The sequence below is a fragment of the Streptomyces sp. 3-6 genome (assembly GCF_056323165.1).
Map to the genome: position 1 here is coordinate 273298 of NZ_JBWHZP010000001.1, position 20462 is coordinate 293759.

A 20462-nucleotide genomic window follows, 5' to 3' on the forward strand; every position below is an offset into this window, starting at 1 on the left:
AATGCCCACGCCCACCGCCGCCCCCGGATCCACCCTGGCGATCGGCCCGCACACGGTGTCCCCGCCGGTCGTGCTGGCCCCCATGGCCGGGATCACCAACGCCCCCTTCCGCACCCTGTGCCGCGAGTTCAGCGGGGGCAAGGGGCTGTTCGTCAGCGAGATGATCACCACCCGGGCGCTGGTCGAGCGCAACGACAAGACCATGCAGCTGATCCACTTCGACGCGAGCGAGACCCCGCGTTCGATCCAGCTGTACGGCGTGGACCCGGCGACCGTCGGCAAGGCCGTCCGCATGATCGTCGACGAGGACCTGGCCGACCACATCGACCTCAACTTCGGCTGCCCGGTGCCCAAGGTCACCCGCAAGGGCGGCGGCTCCGCCCTGCCCTACAAGCGGAACCTGCTGCGCGCCATCCTGCGCGAGGCGGTCGCCGGGGCCGGGGACCTGCCGGTCACCATGAAGATGCGCAAGGGCCTCGACGACGACCACCTGACCTACCTGGACGCCGGGCGCATCGCCGTCGAGGAGGGCGTGAGCGCGATCGCCCTGCACGGCCGCACCACCGCCCAGCACTACGGCGGCACGGCCGACTGGGACGCCATCGCCCGCCTGAAGGAGCACGTCCCGGAGATCCCGGTCCTCGGCAACGGCGACATCTGGTGCGCCGAGGACGCGCTGCGGATGGTCCGGGAGACCGGCTGCGACGGCGTGGTCGTGGGGCGCGGCTGCCTGGGCCGGCCGTGGCTGTTCGCGGACCTGGTGGCCGCCTTCGAGGGCCGTGCCCACGAAGCCGTGCGCCCCGGGCTGCGGGTGGTCGCCGACGCGATGGTGCGGCACGCCACCCTGCTCGGGGAGTGGATGGGCGACGAGACCCGCGGGGTGACCGACTTCCGCAAGCACGTCGCCTGGTACCTCAAGGGCTTCGCCGTCGGCTCCGAGATGCGCCGGCGGCTCGCGGTCACGTCCTCGCTGGCCGAACTGCGGGCCGGGCTCGACGAACTGGACCTCGACCAGCCCTGGCCGGCGGGCGCCGACGGCCCCCGCGGGCGGACCTCCGGCAACAACCGGGTGGTGCTGCCCGACGGCTGGCTGAACGACCCGTACGACTGCGCGGGCGTCGGCGAGGAGGCCGAACTGGACACGTCGGGCGGCTGAGCGAGGCCGGGCCGGGCTGAGCCGGTCCCGCTGGGCCTGAGCCGCGCCGGGCGGGAGCCCGAGCCCGCGACGGCCCGGCGGGGTGCCGGGCCGCGTCGGCCGGGTGCCGGGCCGGCCGGGGTGGCGGCGGGCCTCCCGGGCGGGGTGCCGGGCCGGCCGGGGGTGTGCCGGGTGCCGTACGGCTCCGCTCCGGGCAGGAGCGGAGCCGTACGGGGGGTCACCGGGCCGCTCAGGCCGTCGGTTCGGCCGCGGGCGCGTCGTCCTCGGGGCGCTCGGGGTGCCGGCGCAGGTGGACGATGGCGCCCACCAGACCGCCCCAGACGATCACGATGGCCACGACCAGCATGATGATGGCACTCGTCGACATCAGTTCTCCCCCTTCTCGGGTGCCGCGGATTCGGGTGCCGCGGAGCCGGAGCCGGTCCCCGCGACCGCGTCCTCGGCGGGCTCGGTGACGGCGGAGCGCCAGGGCAGCAGGCTGAGGATCACGGCCACGATCACCGCCCCGGCGGCGACACCCCAGCCGGCCCAGAGCAGGAACGAGGTCGGGTAGCCCTCGTAGTTCTCCGCGAACTCCGTCCGCAGGCTGTCGACCATCATCCAGCCGAGCACCAGCGGGGTGACGATGCCCAGGCAGATCAGCCACCAGCGGCCGAGCCGCATCGCGGAGGCCTCGTTGGCGTGCTGCTGGAAGACGGGCAGGCGGCGCAGGAGCCAGCCCACGACGACGAGCACGACCAGCGCGGCGAGCGCGACGCCGTACTGGTTGATGAAGTGGTCGGCCGCGTCCAGCAGGTAGATGCCGTTGTCGGTCGGGAAGAGGAGGATCGACACCAGGGCGGTGGCCCCGCCGACGCTCAGCACCGCCGGGAGCCGGCGCATGCCGGTGCGGTCCTGCACGGCGGCGATGACCACCTGCACGATGCTGATCAGCGAGGTCAGACCGGCGACCACCAGCGAGCCGAAGAACAGCGCGCCGAACAGCGCGCCCATCGGCATCTGCGAGATGACCGTCGGGAAGGCGACGAACGCCAGGCCGATGCCGGAGCTCGCGACCTCGTTCACCCCGACGCCCTGGGCCGCGGCCATGAAGCCGAGGGTGGCGAACACGCCGATGCCCGCGAGGATCTCGAAGGCGCTGTTGGCGAAGCCGGCGACCATCGCGGAGCCGGTGAGGTCCGCCCGCTTCCGCAGGTAGGAGGCGTAGGTGATCATGATGCCGAAGCCGATGGACAGCGAGAAGAAGATCTGCCCGTACGCGGCGACCCACACGCTGCCGTCGCCGAGCGCCGACCAGTCCGGCCGGAACAGCCCGTCCAGCCCCTTGCCGGCACCGTCGAGCGTGAGCGCGCGGCCCACCAGGACGACGAAGAAGAGCACCAGCAGCGGGATGAAGAACTTGTTGGCCTTCTCGATGCCGTTGCGGATGCCGAGTCCCAGGATGACCAGCACCACCGCCCAGACTCCGATGAGCGGCCAGAGCACCCCGTCGACGTAGGAGGAGACGAAGCCGGGCGCGTCGGCGGCCTGGAGGAAGTCGCCGAAGAAGAAGGCGTTGGCGTCGTCCCCCCACTGCTCGCCGAAGGAGTAGCCGATGTACCGGACGGCCCAGGCGATGATGACGGCGTAGTAGGCGGCGATCACGAAGCAGATCGCGACCTGCCACCAGCCGATCGCCTCCGCGGGCCGGGAGATCTGCCGGAAGGCCGCCGGAGGCGACTTCCGGTACTTGTGGCCGATCGAGTACTCGAGAATCAGCAACGGGATGCCCGCGGTCAGCAGCGCGACGAGATACGGCAGGAGGAAGGCCCCGCCGCCGTTCTCGTAGGCAACGGCGGGGAAGCGCCAGATGTTGCCGAGCCCGATCGCCGATCCGATCGCGGCGAACAGGAAACCTGCGCGGCTTCCCCACTGCTCACGGGAAGGATTCGACATGATCACGCTTCCTTGGTCATTTTCTTTGCGTAGCGCGGCACGCTAGCAAGAGGAACGCCTGTGGAACAGGGGGTTCCGCCCAACGGACGGGCGCGTCGGCGGGGGCCTGGCACGGGGTGTCGTCCGAGGTCACGGCCGGGTCGCGACCGGATCGCGGCCGGGTCGCGACCTCATAGCGGCCGGGTCGCGACCCCACGGCGGGCGGGTCGCGGCCCGGGCCGGGTCGCCGGACGGGTCACCCGGCGGTGGGGTGCGGGGTGGAGCCGTAGGCGGTGAGGAAGCGGTCGCGGAAGGCGTCCATCCGCCACACCGGGGCGTCCTCGGCCGGGGTGAGCCCCTCGGTCCAGTTCCAGCCGGAGATCTTCTCCAGCACCTCCGGGTCCTTGGCGACCACCGACACCGGCACGTCCCGGCTCGCGCCGCTGCCGCTGACCCGGGCGATCGGCTGGTGGTCGCCGAGGAACACCAGCACCGTGTCGTCGGTGCCGTAGCGCTCCAGCCACCGGGTGAGGCTCTCGACCGAGTACGAGACGGACCTGCCGTACGCCCGCCGGGATCTCGCGGAGTCGGTGACGAGGTCGCCGGGGTCCTCGCCCGCCTGCTGGATCGCGTGGAAGACGGAGCCGTCGCCGAGGTCGTCCCAGTCGACCAGCTCGGGCAGCGGCGCCCACGGCTGGTGACTGGAGGTCAGGATGATCTCCGCCATCAGCGGCCGGTCGCGCAGCCGGCCGTGCTCCAGCCGCTCGAACGCCTCCAGCGCGTACTGGTCGGGCATCGTCGACCAGCTGAACTTCGGTCCCCGGTAGCCGAGCTGGAAGGCGTTGTAGACCTTCTCCAGGCCGTACCACTCCGCCTCCGGCCACGCCTTCTGCACGCCCGGCATCACCCCGACCGTGTCCCAGGCGCCGGTCCGGCGGAACGCCTCGGTGAGGGTGAGGTGGTCGCCGGCGGTGGTGACGGTGCGGTAGCGCTGCTGGTTGTCGATCCACAGGCCGGACAGCGCGGTCGAGTGGCCGAGCCAGCTGCTGCCGCCGTACGTGGAGGAGGTCAGCCAGCCGCTGCGGGCCCGGTACCCGGCCTTCGCCAGCGCCTCGGTGCGCGCCTCCAGGGTGCGGGTGACGCCGGGGGCGATGGCCGGGTCCTCGACGGCGCTGCGGCCGTAGCTCTCGATGAACGCGAGGACGACGTCCTTGCCCCGCAGGTCCGGCAGCAACTGGTCCGGGGGCGTCGCCCCGAAGGTGTCCGACCGCGCCTCCCGGGCGAACGCGGCCTCGTCGCGCAGCGTGTCCGCCACCCGGTCGGCCTGCCTGCGCACCGTGTCGACGGCCCGGTCGGAGGCGACCGGCACACCGGCGATCTGCACGCCCAGCGCGGTGCAGGCGATCCACGCCGTGCCCGCGATCAGCGTGCCCCGGGTGGCGCGGGGACGGTGCCGGTCCAGCAGGGCGCCGAGCCGGACGGTGGCCAGCGCGGTGCCCGTCACCACCAGCAGCACCAGGACGACCGCGCCGACGGACGCGGCTGCGGCGGCGGCACCGCCCAGGGTGTCCGCGACGTAGGAGTGGGCGTCGTCGAGCAGTTCCCAGTCGAGCACGAGGTTGAAGCCCCGGCCCAGGTACTCCTCGAACCCGAGGTCGAGCAGGTTCAGCACGGTCAGCAGCCCGAGGCCGGTGCCGCACAGCGCGGCCACGACCGTCCGGGGCCGGCGGGGGAGGGCGAGCAGCAGGGCCGCGCCGACGACCGCCTCGGCCGGGATCCGGGTGAACCGGTTGGGGCGCAGCGCCCCGCCCACGTTGGGCAGCAGCAGGGCCCCCACGACGAGCACGGCGGCGAGGACGTGCACCGTGCGGCGCAGATTACGGGCGGCGCGCGGCCGGTCCCGGCGCCACCGGGCGAACCGGCCGGGCGGTGCCTCCGCCGGCGGCGGGCCGGCAGCCTCCGGGGCGCGGGCCGGGTCCGCGGGGGCGGGGGCGGGGTCCGCCGGGGCGGGAGTGGGTTCGGTCGGGGCGGGAGCGAGGTCCTCCGGGGTGCGGCGAGGCGCATCCGCGCCGGGGTCGGTGCCTTCCCGGGCGGCGTCGGGGTCGCTGGGATCGGTGCCGGCCGGACCGTGAGCGATGGGGCCCTGTTCGGTCGGACCGTGCTCATCTGAGCCGGGTTCGGTCAGACGGTTCCCCTCTGCGTCCGGTTCGGTCGGACGGTTCCCCTCTGCGTCCGGTTCGGTCGGACGGTTCCCCTCTGCGTCGGGTTCCGCCGGACCGCGGGCCCCCGAGCCGGGCTCCGCCGGCGTGCTCTCCTCCGGTACGGCGGACCCGGCCCACTCCCGCTCGTCGGCGCCGTCGGCCTCCCGGCCCGCTCCCCGCCCGTCGGCGCCCTGGCCCTCCCGGCCTGCTCCCCGCCCGTCGGCGCCCTGGCCCTCCCGGCCTGCTTCCCGCCCGTCGGCACCCTCGACCGCCCGGTCGCCGTCGGGCCCCTGGCCCGCGTCCGGCTCCTGGCCCGCGCCCGGCTCCTGGCCCGCGCCCGGCCCCCGGCCCGCGTCCGCGCCCGGCTCCCGGTCGCCGTCGGGCGACTCGGACCGGTCCTCCTCCCCGTTCCCGTCGGTCGTGCGATGTGGCCGGAGCGAGCGTGTGTAGCCAGGCACCCGGAGGTCCTTCCGTACCCGTGCGGAACTCGGTTGGAGGGGCGGACCCGGCGTGGGGGTCCGGGTCCGCCACCGTTCCGTACGGGCGCGCCGACCGGTCCGTTCAGCCGGGGCGCCGTACGGGTCCGCATGGTGAAATGCGGGCCGGTGTGGCAGCGTGATTCTCGCCACCCTTGATAAGGGATGCGCTCAGATGAGCGGATCGACAGCGGCTGCACTTCTGGAAAGAATGGCACTCAGTGCCACTCGATGATCGTTCATCGAGCGAAAACAGACGTGGCGATCGCCGCTCAGATGAGCGGACAACGTGGCCTTATGTGCAGGGGTCCGTTCAAGAAGTGAAAACATGCGGCGGCCAGGGCTTGCCAAGCCTTGACTTTCGATCCACTGGTGAGCAGGTGGTTACAGGCGCATGACGCGTCAGTGGACGTATCCACGAGCCTTTGATCTGGGTACATTCCTCGCCGTCAGGGCAGCCACCGCGTCCTCGAGGAGTCGAGACCCGTGTCGGAAAACAAAGGTCCCCACGTACCGGGACCCGGTAACAGTGTTGACAGCGTGAAGTTCGTCTACGACTTCACCGAGGGCAACAAGGACCTCAAGGACCTGCTGGGCGGCAAGGGTGCCAACCTCGCCGAGATGACCAATCTGGGTCTCCCGGTGCCACCCGGCTTCACGATCACCACGGAAGCCTGCAAGGTCTACCTGGACAGCGGCGAGGAGCCGCCCGCCCTCCGGGACGAGGTGAGTGCGCACCTCGACGCCCTGGAGAAGACCATGGGCAAGAAGCTGGGCCAGGCCGACGACCCCCTCCTCGTGTCGGTCCGTTCCGGTGCCAAGTTCTCCATGCCCGGCATGATGGACACCGTCCTCAACATCGGCCTGTCCGACAAGTCGGTGCAGGGCCTGGCCAAGCAGGCCGGCGACGAGCGGTTCGCCTGGGACTCCTACCGGCGCCTGATCCAGATGTTCGGCAAGACCGTCCTCGGCGTCGACGGCGAGCTGTTCGAGGACGCGCTGGAGGCGGCGAAGGCGGCCAAGAAGGTCACGGTCGACACCGAGCTGGAGGCCGCCGACCTCAAGAAGCTGGTCACCAAGTTCAAGAAGATCGTCAAGACCGAGGCCGGCCGGGACTTCCCGCAGGACCCGCGCGAGCAGATGGACCTCGCCGTCAAGGCGGTCTTCGACTCCTGGAACGGCGACCGCGCCAAGCTGTACCGGCGCCAGGAGCGCATCCCGCACGACCTCGGCACCGCCGTCAACATCTGCTCCATGGTGTTCGGCAACCTCGGGCCCGACTCCGGCACCGGTGTCGCCTTCACCCGTGACCCCGCCTCCGGCCACCAGGGCGTGTACGGCGACTACCTCCAGAACGCGCAGGGCGAGGACGTCGTCGCCGGCATCCGCAACACCGTGCCGCTGGCCGAGCTGGAGACGATCGACAAGAAGTCGTACGACCAGCTGATGCAGATCATGGAGACCCTGGAGAACCACTACCGGGATCTCTGCGACATCGAGTTCACCATCGAGCGCGGCCAGCTGTGGATGCTCCAGACCCGGGTCGGTAAGCGCACCGCGGGCGCCGCCTTCCGCATCGCCACGCAGCTGGTCGACCAAGGCCTGATCGACGAGGCCGAGGCCCTGTGCCGGGTCAACGGCGCCCAGCTCGCCCAGCTGATGTTCCCCCGCTTCGACGAGGACGCCAAGGTCGCCCAGGTGGGCCGCGGCATCGCCGCCTCCCCGGGCGCGGCCGTCGGCAAGGCGGTCTTCGACTCCTACACCGCGGTGAAGTGGTCCCGTTCCGGCGAGAAGGTCATCCTGATCCGCCGCGAGACCAACCCCGACGACCTGGACGGCATGATCGCCGCCGAGGGCATCCTCACCTCCCGCGGCGGCAAGACCTCCCACGCGGCCGTGGTCGCCCGCGGCATGGGCAAGACCTGCGTCTGCGGCGCCGAGGAGCTGGAGGTCGACACCAAGCGCCGGCGGATGACGGTGCCCGGCGGGCACGTCGTCGAGGAAGGCGACCTGATCTCCATCGACGGCTCCTCCGGCAAGGTCTACCTGGGCGAGGTCCCGGTCGTGCCGTCGCCGGTCGTGGAGTACTTCGAGGGCCGGATGCACCCGGGCGCCGACGACGCCGACGAACTCGTCGAGGCCGTGCACCGGATGATGGCCTTCGCCGACCGCAAGCGCCGGCTGCGGGTGCGCGCCAACGCCGACAACGCCGAGGACGCGCTGCGCGCCCGCCGCTTCGGCGCCCAGGGCATCGGCCTGTGCCGCACCGAGCACATGTTCCTCGGTGACCGCCGCGAACTGGTCGAGCGGCTGATCCTGGCCGACACGGAGGACGAGCGCCAGGAGTCGCTGAAGGCCCTGCTGCCGCTCCAGCGGCAGGACTTCGTGCAGCTCTTCGAGTCGATGGACGGCCTGCCGGTCACCATCCGCCTGCTCGACCCGCCGCTGCACGAGTTCCTGCCCGACATCACCGAGCTGTCGGTTCGCGTCGCCCTCGCCGAGTCCCGGCAGGAGCCGCACGAGAACGAGCTGCGCCTGCTCCAGGCCGTGCACCGGCTGCACGAGCAGAACCCGATGCTGGGTCTGCGCGGCGTCCGGCTCGGCCTGGTCATCCCCGGCCTGTTCACCATGCAGGTCCGGGCCATCGCCGAGGCGGCGGCCGAGCGGCGGAGCGCCAAGGGCGACCCGCGCGCGGAGATCATGATCCCGCTGGTCGGCACCGTCCAGGAGCTGGAGATCGTCCGCGAGGAGGCCGACCAGGTCATCGCCGAGGTCGAGGCGACGACCGGCACCTCGCTCAAGCTGTCCGTCGGCACGATGATCGAGCTGCCGCGCGCCGCGCTGACCGCCGGCCAGATCGCCGAGGCGGCGGAGTTCTTCTCCTTCGGCACCAACGACCTCACCCAGACGGTGTGGGGCTTCTCCCGGGACGACGTGGAGGCCAGCTTCTTCACGGCCTACCTGGAGAAGGGCATCTTCGGGGTGTCGCCGTTCGAGACGATCGACAAGGACGGCGTCGGTTCCCTGGTGAAGCTGGCCGCGAAGGCGGGCCGCGCGACCCGGCCCGACCTGAAGCTGGGCGTCTGCGGCGAGCACGGCGGTGACCCCGAGTCGGTCCACTTCTTCCACGAGGTCGGCCTGGACTACGTCTCCTGCTCCCCGTTCCGCATCCCGGTCGCCCGCCTGGAGGCCGGCCGCGCCGCGGTCACCTCGCAGGGCAGCGACCACCGCTGACCCCGCCGGGGCGCACGACCCCGGAGCCGCTGTCTGTCACCCGACCACCCTCACCGATCGGCGGCGGCTCCGGATCACGAGAGCCCGGAGGGCGGCACCCGTGCGGGGGAGCCGCCCTCCGGCCTGTCGCGCGCCGTGCCTCAGCCGGTGTCGCCGCGGCGCCGGCGGGCCGCGAACAGCACCCCGCCGCCCGCCAGCAGGACGGCCGCGCCGCCCGCCGCGAGGTACGGGGTGGCGCTGCTGCCGCCGGTCTCCGCGAGGTCGGCGCCGCCCTGCTCCCCGGTACCGGTGCCGGTGTCCTTGCCGGTGCCGGCGGCGGGCTTGTCGTCGTCGTTGTGCGGGACGAAGTCCGCGGGCGGCTGGTCGCAGCCGACGCCGTCGTTGTCGCGGTCCAGGTGCTTGCCGTAGTGGTCGTCGCCCTTCGCGATGTTCGCGTACCCCGCGGCGTACGCCTCGGAGCAGTTCGTGAACGGGTGGGCGCCGTCGTGGGCCACGGCGGTGGTGGGAACGACGGCGAGCGCGACGGCGGCGACGGCCACGGTCACGGCGGCAGGCATACGGAACACGGTCACAGGGAGCCCCCCAGCTGTGTGCGGATGTCCGGCGGCACGACCGCTTCCCTGGCGGTCCGCCGGATGTGGGATGCCGACGTTAGGGGAGGGACTGTGGTGTGCTGTGCCCCTATGACGGACCCGTGATGCGAACGTGACGTGACTGCCTGGTAGCCCTCCGTCGTGACGACGGCTCCGCCCCGCGGCGGCCCGCGCGTCCGCGCCGCCCGTCCGGGCCTCCCCGATGCGGACACCGGGGACGCGCGGCGGGGGAGATCGTCGGCGTCGGATGTCAGCAGGGCAGCAGGTCACCGGGGCGCCGGGTGACGGGCGCGGGCGGGGTCACGCCGCCGTCACCTCGTAGGCCGTCACCCGGACCCCGTCGTCGTCCAGGCACCGCCCGGTCTCCAGGTCGAAGCGCTGCTTGAGCAGCGGGGAGGCGACGAAGGGACGGCCCCGGTGGGTGCCGGTCAGGCCGCGGGAGAGGACCGCCGCGCCGGTGAACGGGTCGCGGTTGTCGATGGCGTACGGGCGGCCGGCGCGGTCGGTGAAGACGGCGGCCTGACGGCCGTCGGGGAGCAGGACCGCGACCCCGCGGCCCGGGAGGAGCGTGGAGAGGTCGCAGACCGAGACCCAGTCGTCCGCCAGGCGGATCCGGACCTTCACCCCGGTGGTCTCCGGTGCCATGGTCATCGTGTGGCGCTCCCTTCCAGGAGGTCGTCGGCCGGGCGCGGGCCGAGGGTCAGCAGGGGCAGGTCGGGCTTGATCTGGTCGCGTTCGGGGACGAAGGCGACCACCGGGTCGGGGGTGTCGGGGGCGTTCACGAAGGAGACGAAGCGGGCCAGTCTCTCCGGGTCGCGGAGGGTCTCGGCCCACTCGTCGCGGTAGTGCGCGACGTGGGCGGCCATCAGCGCCTCCAGCTCACCGCAGATGCCGAGCGAGTCGTGGACCACCACGTCCCGCACGTGGTCCAGGCCGCCGGGGATCCGCTCCAGCCAGACGCTGGTGCGCTCCAGGCGGTCGGCGGTGCGGAGGTAGAACATCAGGAACCGGTCGATCAGGCGGACCAGTCCCTCGTCGGTGAGGTCCTGGGCGAGCAGGTCCGCGTGGCGCGGGGAGGCGCCGCCGTTGCCGCCGACGTAGAGGTTCCAGCCGTTGGCGGTGGCGATGACGCCGAAGTCCTTCGACCGCGCCTCCGCGCACTCGCGCTGGCAGCCGGAGACCGCCGACTTGAGCTTGTGCGGGGAGCGCAGGCCCCGGTAGCGCAGTTCCAGGTCGATCGCCATGCGGACGGAGTCCTGGACGCCGTAGCGGCACCACGTCTGCCCCACGCAGGACTTCACCGTGCGCAGCGACTTGCCGTAGGCGTGGCCGGACTCGAAGCCGGCGTCGACCAGGCGGGCCCAGATCAGGGGCAGTTGCTCGACGCGGGCGCCGAACATGTCGATCCGCTGACCGCCGGTGATCTTCGTGTAGAGGCCGAAGTCGCGGGCGATCTCGCCGATCACGATCAGCTTCTCGGGGGCGATCTCCCCGCCGGGGACGCGCGGCACGACCGAGTACGAGCCGTTCCTCTGGAGGTTGGCCAGGAAGTGGTCGTTGGTGTCCTGCAGGGCGGCCTGTTCGCCGTCGAGGACATGGGTGCTCGCGCCGATGGCCGGGGCGAGGGAGGCGATGATCGAGCCGACCGCCGGCTTGCAGACCTCGCAGCCGTCGCCGCCCCGGGCCGCCTCCCGGCCGTGCCGGTCGAGCAGCTCCCGGAAGGAGGTCAGGCGCAGGGCGAGGACGGTCTCGTACAGCTCCTGGCGGGTCTGCGCGAAGCAGCCGCACAGGCCCCGGTCGACCTCGACGCCGCTCGCCTCCAGTTCCGCGTCGACCAGTTGACCCAGCACCTTGACGCAGCTCCCGCACCCGGTACCGGCCCGGGTGCACTTCTTCACCTCGGGCACGGTGGTGCACGCGTGCTCGGTGACCGCCCGCCGGACGGTGCCCTTGGTGACGTTGTGGCAGGAGCAGACCACCGCGTCGTCGGGGAGGGCGGCCGGGCCGAGCCGGGCGGGGGCCCCGGCGCCGGCGGGCAGGACCAGGGTCTCGGGCGCCACGGGCGGCACCGAGCCGGTGAAGGCGCGCAGCGTGCCGTACGCCTCCGCGTCGCCGACCAGGATGCCGCCCAGCAGGGTGCCGTCGCGGCCGATGACCAGCTTCTTGTAGAGGCCGGCCCGGGAGTCGGAGTAGACGACGTCGAGGCAGTCCCCGGCGGTGCCGTGGGCGTCGCCGAAGGACGCCACGTCGACGCCGAGCAGCTTCAGCTTGGTGGACAGGTCCGCGCCGGTGAAGGCGGACGCGGCCCCGGCGACGGCCGCGGCGGCCGTCGCGGCCTGCTCGTAGCCGGGCGCGACCAGGCCGTACACCCGACCGTCGGCGGCCAGCGCGCACTCGCCGATCGCGAACACGCGCGGGTCGGTGACCGAGCGGCACTGCTCGTCCACGGTGATGCCGCCGCGCTCGCCGACGGTGAGACCGCAGTCCCGGGCGAGCTGGTCGCGGGGGCGGACCCCGGCGGAGAACACCACCATGTCGGTGGGCAGTTCACGGCCGTCGGACAGCTTCATGCCGGTGACGGCGCCCGAGGCGCCGGTCAGGATCTCCTGCGTGCCCACGCCCGTGTGGACGCTCAGCCCCCTGTCCTCGACGGTGCGCAGCAGCGCCGCGCCGCCGCCCTCGTCGACCTGCACCGGCATCAGGCGCGGCGCGAACTCCACGATGTGTGTGTCCAGTCCGAGCCCCTGGAGCGCGCCGGCCGCCTCCAGGCCCAGCAGCCCGCCGCCCACCACCGCGCCGGTCGTGGAACCGCGCGCGTACTCCTCGATGGCCAGCAGGTCCTCGATGGTGCGGTAGACGAAGCAGCCCTCGGCGTCCCGGTGGGGCACCGGCGGGACGAACGGGGCGGAGCCGGTGGCCAGGACGAGCGTGTCGTAGCGGATCACCAGCCCCGAGCGGGCGGTCACCTCGCGGGCCGCCCGGTCGACGCGCTCCGCCGGGTCCCCGACGCACAGCTCGATGCCGTGCGCGTCGAGGAACGCCCGGTCCGTCAGCGACAGGTCCTCGGGCGTCGACCCGGAGAAGTACGAGCTGAGCCGGACCCGGTCGTAGGCGGGCCGCGGCTCCTCGCAGAGCACGACCACGCGATGCGTGGCGGTCACCCCGCGCCCGGCGAGTTCCTCCAGGAACCGCTGGCCGACCATGCCGTGGCCGATGAGCACGAGGGTCGGGCGGGAGGGGGCGGGCGGAACCGTCGTGGACATCAGCAGCCTCCGTCAGTGGTGAGCAGGTGGAGCAGCGGGCCGCCGGAGGAGGGCAGCGGCTCTGCTCCCTCCCAGGCGCGGGCGAGGGCGCCGACGGTGCCGAGGTCGCCGACGAGCACCCCGCCGACCAGCCGGTCCTCGCGGACGACGACCTTGCGGTAGGTGCCCCGGGTCGCGTCGGCGAGGCGGACGACGTCGTCGCCGGGCCGTCCCTCGGTCTCGCCGAACGCGGCGAGGTCGAAGGGGCCGCCCGCTCCGGCGAGGGTGAGCCGGGTCAGGGAGCGGGTGCCGGTGTAGCGGGCGCGGGGGTCCCCGGCGAGCAGCGCGGCGAGCGCGTCGGCCTGCTCCAGGGCCGGGGCGGCGAGCCCGTAGACCGTGCCGGCGTGCTGGGCGCAGTCGCCGACGGCGTGGATGTGCGGGTCGGAGGTGCGCAGCCGGTCGTCGACGACGACGCCCCGGTCGACGTCGAGCCCGGCGGCCCGCGCGAGCCCGGTCCTCGGGCGCACCCCGCAGGCCAGCACCACGAGGTCGGCGTCCAGCGCGTACCCGTCGGCCAGCTCCACGGAACGCACCGCGCCGGCCGACGAGCGCACGTCCCGCACCCGGCACTCGGTGTGCACCTCCACCCCGAGACCGGTCAGGTACCGCTCGACGAGGGCCGACGCGGCCGGGTCGAGGCGGCGTTCCATGAGACGTTCGGACTGCTGGGCGAGCACCACCCGCGCACCGCGTACGGCCAGCGCCCGGGCGGCGGAGACGCCCAGCAGTCCGCCGCCGATCACCACCGTCCGCACGCCCGGCCGGACGGCCGCGGACAGGTTCAGGCAGTCGTCCAGGGTGCGGAAGGCGTGCACGCCCGCGGGCAGCTCGCGGCCGGCGGTGAACAGCCCGCGCAGCGGCGGCAGCACCGGGTTGGAGCCGGTCGCCAGGACGAGCCGGCCGTACCCGGTCACCGTGCCGTCGGCGCGGGTCACGGTGCGCGCGGCGCGGTCGATGCCGGTGACGCGTCCCCGGACCGGCTCCGCGGGCGCGGGCAGGGCGATCACCTCGGGGCGGTAGCGCCCCGCCAGCACCTCGGCGAGCAGCACCCGGTTGTACGGCGGGTGCTCCTCCTCACCGATCAGCGTCACGGGGACGCCCAGCTCGCCGAGCCGCCGGGCGAGGCGGACGCCCGCCAGGCCGGAGCCGATCACCACCACACGCTCGTCCGAGGTCATGCCCCGAGCCTGCGGGGCGGGTGTTACCCGGCCGCATCCCGGCTGTTTCCCGCGCGGAACGCTGCGCTCAGCGGGGGAGCGGGACGGCTGTGAGGCCGCTTCGGGGAGGTCCCGGCGCCGCGCGGGCCCGGTCGAGGGGGAGGGGGAACCCGGTGCCGGCGCGCGGACGCCGGTCCTGGGGTGTGAGCACCGTCAACCTCAGGAAACGCTCATCTTGATGGACGTACCAACTATCTGTTCGTAGGGTCGCGGGCATGCCCGACATCTCCCTGACCGCCGTCGTCCTGCTCTGCGTGGCGGCGCTCGCCGCCGGCTGGATCGACGCCGTGGTCGGCGGCGGCGGGCTGCTGCTCCTGCCGGCCCTGCTGCTCGGCCTGCCCGCCGGCACCCCGGCCGCGCACGCCCTCGGCACCAACAAGGCGGTCGCCATCGTCGGCACCACCGGCGCGGCCGTGACCTACGCCCGCAAGGCGCCGGTCGACGTGCGCACCGCCGTCCGCATCGGACTGGCCGCCCTCGCGGGCTCCTCGGGCGGGGCGTTCCTCGCGGCCGGGATGAGCACCGAGGTCCTCAAGCCCGTGATCATGGTGGTGCTCCTCGCGGTGGCCGCCTTCGTCATCCTGCGGCCCGCCTTCGGCACCACCGCCCCCGCGCCCGGTCCGGTGAGCCGCCGCCGGACCCTGGCGGCGATCGGCCTGGCCGGCCTCGGCATCGGCTTCTACGACGGCCTCGTCGGCCCCGGCACCGGCACCTTCCTGGTCCTGGCGCTCACCGCCCTGCTCCACCTCGACCTGGTCACCGCCTCCGCCACCGCCAAGATCGTCAACTGCTGCACCAACGCCGGCGCCCTCGCGATGTTCGCCTGGCAGGGCGCCGTGCTGTGGCAGCTCGCCGCGCTGATGGCCGTGTTCAACCTGGCGGGCGGCACCCTCGGCGCGCACACCGCCCTGAAGCGGGGCAGCGGCTTCGTCCGCGTCGTCCTGCTGGTGGTCGTCTTCGCCCTGGTGGCGAACCTGGCGTACGAGCAGTGGCTGGCCTGAGACACCGGGACGGGAGGCCGGCGGCACCGTACCGCCGGGCCGTGACCGGGGAGCCCGCGCCCTCCGCGCGCCGTCGGGGCGCCGGTGACGACGACGGCGAGACGGGCCGGAAGCGATGTGCTCCGCCCCCGCCGGCCGCGGGTCAGCGGCTGCCCGTGAGGTGGGCGTACACCACCACGTTCCCCCGGTAGCCCGTGGCGCGGGAGTAACCGCCGCCGCAGGTGATGACCCGCAGCTCGGGGCGGTGCGCGGCGCCGTAGACCTTCGCGTCGGGGAAGTCCCGGGCGTCGTACACCTCGACGGCGTCCACGGTGAACACGGCGGTCCGGCCGTCCCGCCGCTCCACCTCGACGGTGCTGCCCTTGCGCAGCGCGCCCAGGGAGAAGAAGACGGCCGGGCCCTCGGCGTTGTCCACGTGGCCCGCGACGATCGCGGTGCCCGTCTCACCGGGCGTGGTCCCGGCCTCGTACCAGCCGGCGAGGTTCTTCCGGGCGGCCGGGGGGACGTCCAGGCTGCCGGACGGGGTCAGGCCCAGCCCCGTCAGCGGGGCGTCGACGTCGATGGCGGGGATGCGGATCCGCTCCGGCGGGGACGGCGGCAGCGCGGGCGCCGAGGCCGGGCCGCTGCGGTCGTCGTCCGCGGCGTGGGCCTGGGCGGCGGACGGCTGGGGCGGGGCGTGCGGGGCGGGCCCGTCGCGCAGCAGCCACAGGCCGGAGCAGAGGGCGAGCACGGTGACGGCCGCTATGGCCGCGTTCCCCGGTCCGCGCAACGGGCGGAGCCTTCGGCGCATACGGACCGACCCCTTTCTGGAAGCGTCCCCGTGCCCCCCTCCGGGCCGCGAGGGGCGTCGGACCCGGAGGGGGAGGGGACATGCGGTACCGGCGGACGGGCAGCGGAGGGTGCCCGTCAGATCCCGTCGCCTCTCGCCCGGCGATGCAGGAGCCAGGTACCGCCCGCGGCGGCGACGGCAAGGGCCGCCACACCGGCCGCGGTCCGCGCGGGATCGGGGCCCAGAGCGCCACCGACCCCCGTCTTCACACTGCCCCGCGGGGCCACCTGCTGCCCGGCCGACGTCAGGGTGACCACCAGGTCCCCGGTCACCCGCCGGTCGCTCTCGGCGCACCGGGCGACGATCTCGTACGTCCCCGGCACCGCGCTCGGCGGCACCCGGAAGCGGCCGATCAGGTTCTGCTCGTGCGTGGTCGGCGCGAGCGTGAACCGGCCCGCGCCGACGGCGGTCGCGTCACCCGCCGCCGCACCGTCGTCCCCGCACGCCGCCGTGTTCACGCTGACGTGGTCCCCCGGGACAGCCGAGGAGGGATACACCTCCAGGCCGCCCGCCGAGGTGCCGGACGGATGGCCCGCCGGGACGGCCTGCGCGGGGGAGACCAGGACCCCCGCGGTGGCCACGGCGAGCACGGTGCCGGCCAGCAGCCGGGCGGAACCTCGCATCGATGCTCCTCGACGTCACGAACGGGCCGCGGCCCGCGGCACCCCCATGTGCCGCCGTCGGACGCGCCCTGCTCCTTAGAGGAAAGGGCCGACGGGCCCGGACCGCTCCCTGAAGGGGTGTCAGGACGCGGGCTGAACGGGTGTCAGGCACCTCCGGCCGCGTCCCGCCCGCGCCGCGTTTCAGCAGGTCACCGGCGTCCCGGCGGCCGAGCGGCGGAACGGCCCCCGAACGGACGGGTGCCGCGACGGTGAACGGGTGACCGCCGCGCCGGCCCGGGTGCGTCGGGCGCGCATCACGGTGCGGTACGGGGAGGGGATGGAGCCGGTGCATCCGGTGAGACGGAGGAGGCCCGGGCTCCGGACCGGAGTGCTGTCGGCGCTGTGGGTGCCGGTGCTCTGGGGCGCCGTGCAGTCCTGCGGGGGCGTGCTGGACGGGGCGGGCCGTGCCGACGTCCGCTGCCCCGGGGGCCGACATCGGCCCGGACGGCGAGTCGCACCCCTCGCTGATGCACCCCGGGGACACGTGCCGTCCCGAACGCGACTCCCGCGAGACACGGACCTTCGCGGAGCAGCGGGAGGCGCGGCGCGCGGCGGGCGAGGACAGGGTCACCGGTGCCCGGATCCTCGGCGCCGGTGCGCTGGGCCTGGCCGGCGCGTACGCGCAACCGTGGGTCCGGCGAGCCGTGCGCCGGAGGGGGCGCGGGACCCGCACGCCCGGCGCGTGAAGCCCCGGGTGCGCCCTGGGCCACCCGCGTGAGTCCCGGGTGCGCCCCGGGCCTCCGGGCCTCCGGGCCTCCGGGCCACGCCCGGGGACGCGGCCTCTCGGCAGCGGACTGCGCCGCGCCGAAGGGGCGAACTCCTGCTGTGTGACGGCTGGTTCCGGGGTGACGACCGGTCCCGGGGTGACGACGCGTCCCGAAGTGACGACCCGCCGCGGAAGGGCGGCCCGTGACGGACGCGCGGCACGGGGAGGAGAGGTGCCCCGTCGCGGGAGGCCGGTCCGTCGCCCCCGGCCGGCGCCGACGCGGGCCCGGGGCGAAGCCGCCGGCCGTTCAGCGGGCCCGCGGGGGCGGGCCCGGCTGCCGACCGGGCCAGTCGCCGCCCTCGACGAGCCGCCCCCGGGTCCGCAGTCGCGCGGCCACGGCGGGCGCGGCGACGTACACCCAGGCCCGGACCGCCGCCCCGTCCGCCTCCCGGACGACCTCCCGCGCCACCCGCTCGTAGAGACTGCGCGGATCATCCGGTGTGTACTCCTCCAGCCGGTCCAGCTCGGCGAGCAGTCCCGGGTACGCCTCCGGCCGCGCCGTCACCAGCTCCCCGCAGACCCCGGGGCCGGGGCCCTCCACCGCGAACGGGTAGCCGGGGCCTTCGTACAGCACCGCGTCCGGCAGCCGGCCCGGCTCCTCGCGCAGGGTCCGCCCGCCCAGGAACGGGCCGTGGTTGACCCCGCCGGGGCGGAGGGTGCCGTACACGAAGAACGGGAGGGGCGTCACGGGTCCACCAGCGCGAGTCGGGGCGGCGCCCCCACGTGCGGCGCCGCCGGAGGGCCTGACGGTACCGATGGTCACGCACCGCCCGGGTCCCCGGCGACCGGCCCCGTCCGTTCCACCCGCACCGCGCACGTCTTGAACTCCGGCATCCGCGACACCGGGTCCAGCGCCGGGTTGGTGAGGGTGTTGGCGCGGCCCCCGTCCGGCCAGTGGAACGGCATGAACACGGTGTCGGGGCGGATGGCGCCGGTGATCCGGGCCGGGGCCACCACCCGGCCCCGCCGGGACACCACCGCCACCGGGTCGCCCTCGGCCGCGCCCAGCCGCTGAGCCAGCCGCGGGTGCAGCTCGACGAACGGGCCGGGGGCGGCGTCGTTCAGCTCCGCCACCCGGCGGGTCTGCGCACCGGACTGGTACTGGGCCACCACCCGCCCGGTGGTGAGCAGCACCGGGTAGTCGTCGTCCGGTTCCTCGGCCGCCGCGCGGTGCGAGACGGCGACGAACCGTGCCCGGCCGTCGTCGGTGGCGAACCGGTCGAGGAAGAGGCGGGGCGTGCCGGGATGGACCGTGCCCGGGCCCGCCGTCCCCCCGGCCGGGGCGGGGCACGGCCAGAAGACGCCCTGCTCGCGCTCCAGCCGGCCGTAGGTGATGCCGGAGTAGTCGGCGGGACCGCCCGCGCTCGCCCGGCGCAGCTCCTCGAACACCGCCTCCGGGTCGGCCGGGAACCCCGTGTGCCGTCCCGTGCCGTCGTCCAGCCGGGCGGCCAGCTCGTGCAGCACCTCCAGGTCGCTGCGGACCCCCTCGGGCGGGGACACCGCCTTCCGCCGCAGCAGGACCCTGCCCTCCAGGTTCGTCGTCGTGCCGGTCTCCTCCGCCCACTGCGTCACCGGCAGCACGACATCGGCGAGCGCGGCCGTCTCCGAGAGCACCACGTCGCACACCGCCAGGAAGTCCAGCGCGCGGATCCGCTCCTCGACGTGCGCGGCACGCGGCGCCGACACCACCGGGTTGGAGCCCATCAGCAGCAGCGCGCGCAGGTCCGTGCCGAGCGCGTCCAGGAGTTCGTAGGCGCTGCGCCCCGGCCCGGGCAGCGTGCCGGGGTCCACCCCCCACACCCCGGCCACGTGCGCCCGCGCCGCCGGGTCCGTCAGCTTGCGGTAGCCGGGCAGCTGGTCGGCCTTCTGGCCGTGCTCGCGCCCGCCCTGCCCGTTGCCCTGCCCGGTCAGGCACCCGTACCCGGACAGCGGGCGGCCCGCCCGGCCCGTCGCCAGGCACAGGTTGATCCACGCGCTCACCGTGTCGGTGCCCTTGGACTGCTGCTCGGGCCCGCGCGCGGTGAGCACCATCGCGGCCTCCGGCGCGCAGAACAGCCGCACGGCCTGGCGCAGTTCGGGCACGGACACACCCGTGATCCGCTCCACGTACTCCGGCCAGTGCGCCATCGCCGCGGCCCGCGCCGCCTCCCAGCCGGTGGTGCGCTCGCGGAGGTACGCCTCGTCGGTGCGGCCCTCGGCGACGACCAGGTGCAGCAGGCCCAGGGCCAGCGCGAGGTCGGTCCCGGGGCGGGGCGCGAGGTGCAGGTCGGCCTGCTCGGCGGTCCGGGTGCGGCGCGGGTCGACGACGATCAGGGTGCCGCCGTTCTCCTTCAGCCCGGTGACGTACCGCAGGAACGGCGGCATGGTCTCCGCCGGGTTCGAGCCGACGAGGATCAGGCAGCCGGTCCGCGGGATGTCCTCCAGCGGGAACGGCAGCCCGCGGTCCAGCCCGAACGCCCTGACGCCCGCCGCCGCGGCCGACGACATGCAGAACCGCCCGTTGTAGTCGATCTGCGAGGTGCCCAGCACCACCCGGGCGAACTTCCCCAGCGCGTACGCCTTCTCGTTCGTCAGCCCGCCCCCGCCGAACACCCCGACCGCGTCCGCGCCGTACCGGGCGCGGGTCCGCCGGAGCCCGTCGGCGACCCGGTCCAGCGCCTCCTGCCAGGAGGCGGGCACCAGCGCGCCGTCCGCGGACCGCACGAGGGGCGAGGTCAGCCGCGCGGCCGGGGAGAGCACGGCGGGCGCCGTGCGCCCCTTCTGGCACAGCGCCCCCCGGTTCACCGGGAAGTCCGCGCGCTCCGTCACGGCGACGGTTCCGTCCGGGGCCGGGGCCAGGTTCATCCCGCACTGCAGCGCGCAGTAGGGGCAGTGCGTGGGTGTCACGGTGCTGTGCATGCCCGCCACCCTGCGCGCCCGGTGTTACGCACCGCACCGGCCCGTGTTACGCGCCCGGCACGGCCCCCTCCCCGCCCGCGACGGCCCGCGGTGAGGGGCGGCCGGCCGACGCCCGCGGCCGGACGCCGTCCCATCGGCCCGCGCGGTCGGACGCCGTTCCATTGGCGCGCGCGGTCGGACGCCGGTGGGACGGACGCGTGCAGCGCACAGGCG

At 74.4% G+C, this 20462-nt stretch carries 15 protein-coding genes; 4 read left to right on the forward strand and 11 right to left on the reverse strand.

From position 1 onward, the window contains the following. Window position 1 precedes the first annotated feature (1 nt). A complete protein-coding gene (gene dusB / locus AC02VZ_RS01100; RefSeq protein WP_432054415.1) occupies window positions 2-1156 on the forward strand; it encodes a tRNA dihydrouridine synthase DusB in 1155 nt (384 codons plus the stop codon). Between the two features lie 229 nt (window positions 1157-1385). Here dusB and AC02VZ_RS01105 read toward each other — a convergent pair whose 3' ends face one another. From AC02VZ_RS01105 to AC02VZ_RS01115, 3 genes are all read right to left on the reverse strand, one after another. Further along, a complete protein-coding gene (locus AC02VZ_RS01105) occupies window positions 1386-1523 on the reverse strand; it encodes a methionine/alanine import family NSS transporter small subunit (protein WP_432054414.1) in 138 nt (45 codons plus the stop codon). Beyond that, complete coding sequence (locus AC02VZ_RS01110; RefSeq protein ID WP_432054413.1) at window positions 1523-3091, reverse strand: sodium-dependent transporter; 1569 nt, start codon at window positions 3089-3091, stop codon at window positions 1523-1525. Before AC02VZ_RS01110 ends, AC02VZ_RS01105 begins: the two co-directional genes overlap by 1 nt. Window positions 3092-3326: 235 nt before the next feature. Beyond that, window positions 3327-5207 (reverse strand): alkaline phosphatase family protein, encoded by a 1881-nt coding sequence (locus AC02VZ_RS01115; protein ID WP_476474530.1) that lies wholly within the window; start codon window positions 5205-5207, stop codon window positions 3327-3329. Window positions 5208-6233: 1026 nt separating this feature from the next. Here AC02VZ_RS01115 and ppdK point away from each other — a divergent pair. Next, entirely contained in the window at window positions 6234-8981 is a 2748-nt protein-coding gene (ppdK, locus tag AC02VZ_RS01120; protein ID WP_476474258.1) for a pyruvate, phosphate dikinase, read from the forward strand. Between the two features lie 140 nt (window positions 8982-9121). On the opposite strand, the gene AC02VZ_RS01125 is transcribed toward ppdK, so the two are convergent. The 4 genes from AC02VZ_RS01125 to AC02VZ_RS01140 form a co-directional block, all read right to left on the reverse strand. Further along, window positions 9122-9538: an LAETG motif-containing sortase-dependent surface protein gene (locus tag AC02VZ_RS01125; protein WP_432054411.1), complete on the reverse strand. Its 417-nt coding sequence runs from the start codon at window positions 9536-9538 to the stop codon at window positions 9122-9124. A 336-nt stretch (window positions 9539-9874) separates the two neighbouring features. Beyond that, complete coding sequence (nirD, locus tag AC02VZ_RS01130; RefSeq protein ID WP_476474259.1) at window positions 9875-10225, reverse strand: nitrite reductase small subunit NirD; 351 nt, start codon at window positions 10223-10225, stop codon at window positions 9875-9877. Then, on the reverse strand, window positions 10222-12837 hold the full coding sequence (nirB, locus tag AC02VZ_RS01135; RefSeq protein WP_476474260.1) for a nitrite reductase large subunit NirB: 2616 nt from the start codon (window positions 12835-12837) through the stop codon (window positions 10222-10224). Before nirB ends, nirD begins: the two co-directional genes overlap by 4 nt. After that, window positions 12837-14054 (reverse strand): NAD(P)/FAD-dependent oxidoreductase, encoded by a 1218-nt coding sequence (locus AC02VZ_RS01140; RefSeq protein ID WP_476474261.1) that lies wholly within the window; start codon window positions 14052-14054, stop codon window positions 12837-12839. The genes nirB and AC02VZ_RS01140 overlap by 1 nt, the downstream gene beginning before the upstream one ends. A gap of 254 nt (window positions 14055-14308) precedes the next feature. Here AC02VZ_RS01140 and AC02VZ_RS01145 point away from each other — a divergent pair, with 254 nt between their 5' ends. Continuing rightward, on the forward strand, window positions 14309-15094 hold the full coding sequence (locus AC02VZ_RS01145; protein WP_362089363.1) for a sulfite exporter TauE/SafE family protein: 786 nt from the start codon (window positions 14309-14311) through the stop codon (window positions 15092-15094). 142 nt (window positions 15095-15236) lie between these two features. On the opposite strand, the gene AC02VZ_RS01150 is transcribed toward AC02VZ_RS01145, so the two are convergent. Together AC02VZ_RS01150 and AC02VZ_RS01155 are read right to left on the reverse strand one after the other, a co-directional pair. Continuing rightward, entirely contained in the window at window positions 15237-15884 is a 648-nt protein-coding gene (locus AC02VZ_RS01150; protein WP_432054407.1) for a class F sortase, read from the reverse strand. Window positions 15885-16000: 116 nt separating this feature from the next. Continuing rightward, window positions 16001-16546: a hypothetical protein gene (locus AC02VZ_RS01155; protein WP_432054406.1), complete on the reverse strand. Its 546-nt coding sequence runs from the start codon at window positions 16544-16546 to the stop codon at window positions 16001-16003. A gap of 443 nt (window positions 16547-16989) precedes the next feature. On the opposite strand from AC02VZ_RS01155, the gene AC02VZ_RS01160 reads away from it, so the two are divergent. Next, complete coding sequence (locus AC02VZ_RS01160; RefSeq protein ID WP_476474262.1) at window positions 16990-17271, forward strand: hypothetical protein; 282 nt, start codon at window positions 16990-16992, stop codon at window positions 17269-17271. Between the two features lie 327 nt (window positions 17272-17598). Here the strand turns inward: AC02VZ_RS01160 and AC02VZ_RS01165 are convergent, their stop codons facing one another. Both AC02VZ_RS01165 and AC02VZ_RS01170 read right to left on the reverse strand, forming a co-directional pair. Further along, on the reverse strand, window positions 17599-18039 hold the full coding sequence (locus AC02VZ_RS01165; RefSeq protein WP_476474263.1) for a gamma-glutamylcyclotransferase family protein: 441 nt from the start codon (window positions 18037-18039) through the stop codon (window positions 17599-17601). A gap of 71 nt (window positions 18040-18110) precedes the next feature. Next, complete coding sequence (locus AC02VZ_RS01170; protein ID WP_476474264.1) at window positions 18111-20249, reverse strand: molybdopterin oxidoreductase family protein; 2139 nt, start codon at window positions 20247-20249, stop codon at window positions 18111-18113. Window positions 20250-20462: the final 213 nt, after the last annotated feature.

Bases quoted from the DNA above. Each gene is read 5' to 3' on its own strand.
- AC02VZ_RS01145 (WP_362089363.1), top strand. From the start codon at position 14,309: ATGCCCGACATCTCCCTGACCGCCGTCGTCCTGCTCTGCGTGGCGGCG.
- AC02VZ_RS01150 (WP_432054407.1), bottom strand. From the start codon at position 15,884: ATGCGCCGAAGGCTCCGCCCGTTGCGCGGACCGGGGAACGCGGCCATA.
- AC02VZ_RS01155 (WP_432054406.1), bottom strand. From the start codon at position 16,546: ATGCGAGGTTCCGCCCGGCTGCTGGCCGGCACCGTGCTCGCCGTGGCC.
- AC02VZ_RS01170 (WP_476474264.1), bottom strand. From the start codon at position 20,249: ATGCACAGCACCGTGACACCCACGCACTGCCCCTACTGCGCGCTGCAG.
- nirB (WP_476474260.1), bottom strand. From the start codon at position 12,837: ATGTCCACGACGGTTCCGCCCGCCCCCTCCCGCCCGACCCTCGTGCTC.
- AC02VZ_RS01140 (WP_476474261.1), bottom strand. From the start codon at position 14,054: ATGACCTCGGACGAGCGTGTGGTGGTGATCGGCTCCGGCCTGGCGGGC.
- AC02VZ_RS01105 (WP_432054414.1), bottom strand. From the start codon at position 1,523: ATGTCGACGAGTGCCATCATCATGCTGGTCGTGGCCATCGTGATCGTC.
- dusB (WP_432054415.1), top strand. From the start codon at position 2: ATGCCCACGCCCACCGCCGCCCCCGGATCCACCCTGGCGATCGGCCCG.
- AC02VZ_RS01125 (WP_432054411.1), bottom strand. From the start codon at position 9,538: ATGCCTGCCGCCGTGACCGTGGCCGTCGCCGCCGTCGCGCTCGCCGTC.
- nirD (WP_476474259.1), bottom strand. From the start codon at position 10,225: ATGACCATGGCACCGGAGACCACCGGGGTGAAGGTCCGGATCCGCCTG.
- AC02VZ_RS01110 (WP_432054413.1), bottom strand. From the start codon at position 3,091: ATGTCGAATCCTTCCCGTGAGCAGTGGGGAAGCCGCGCAGGTTTCCTG.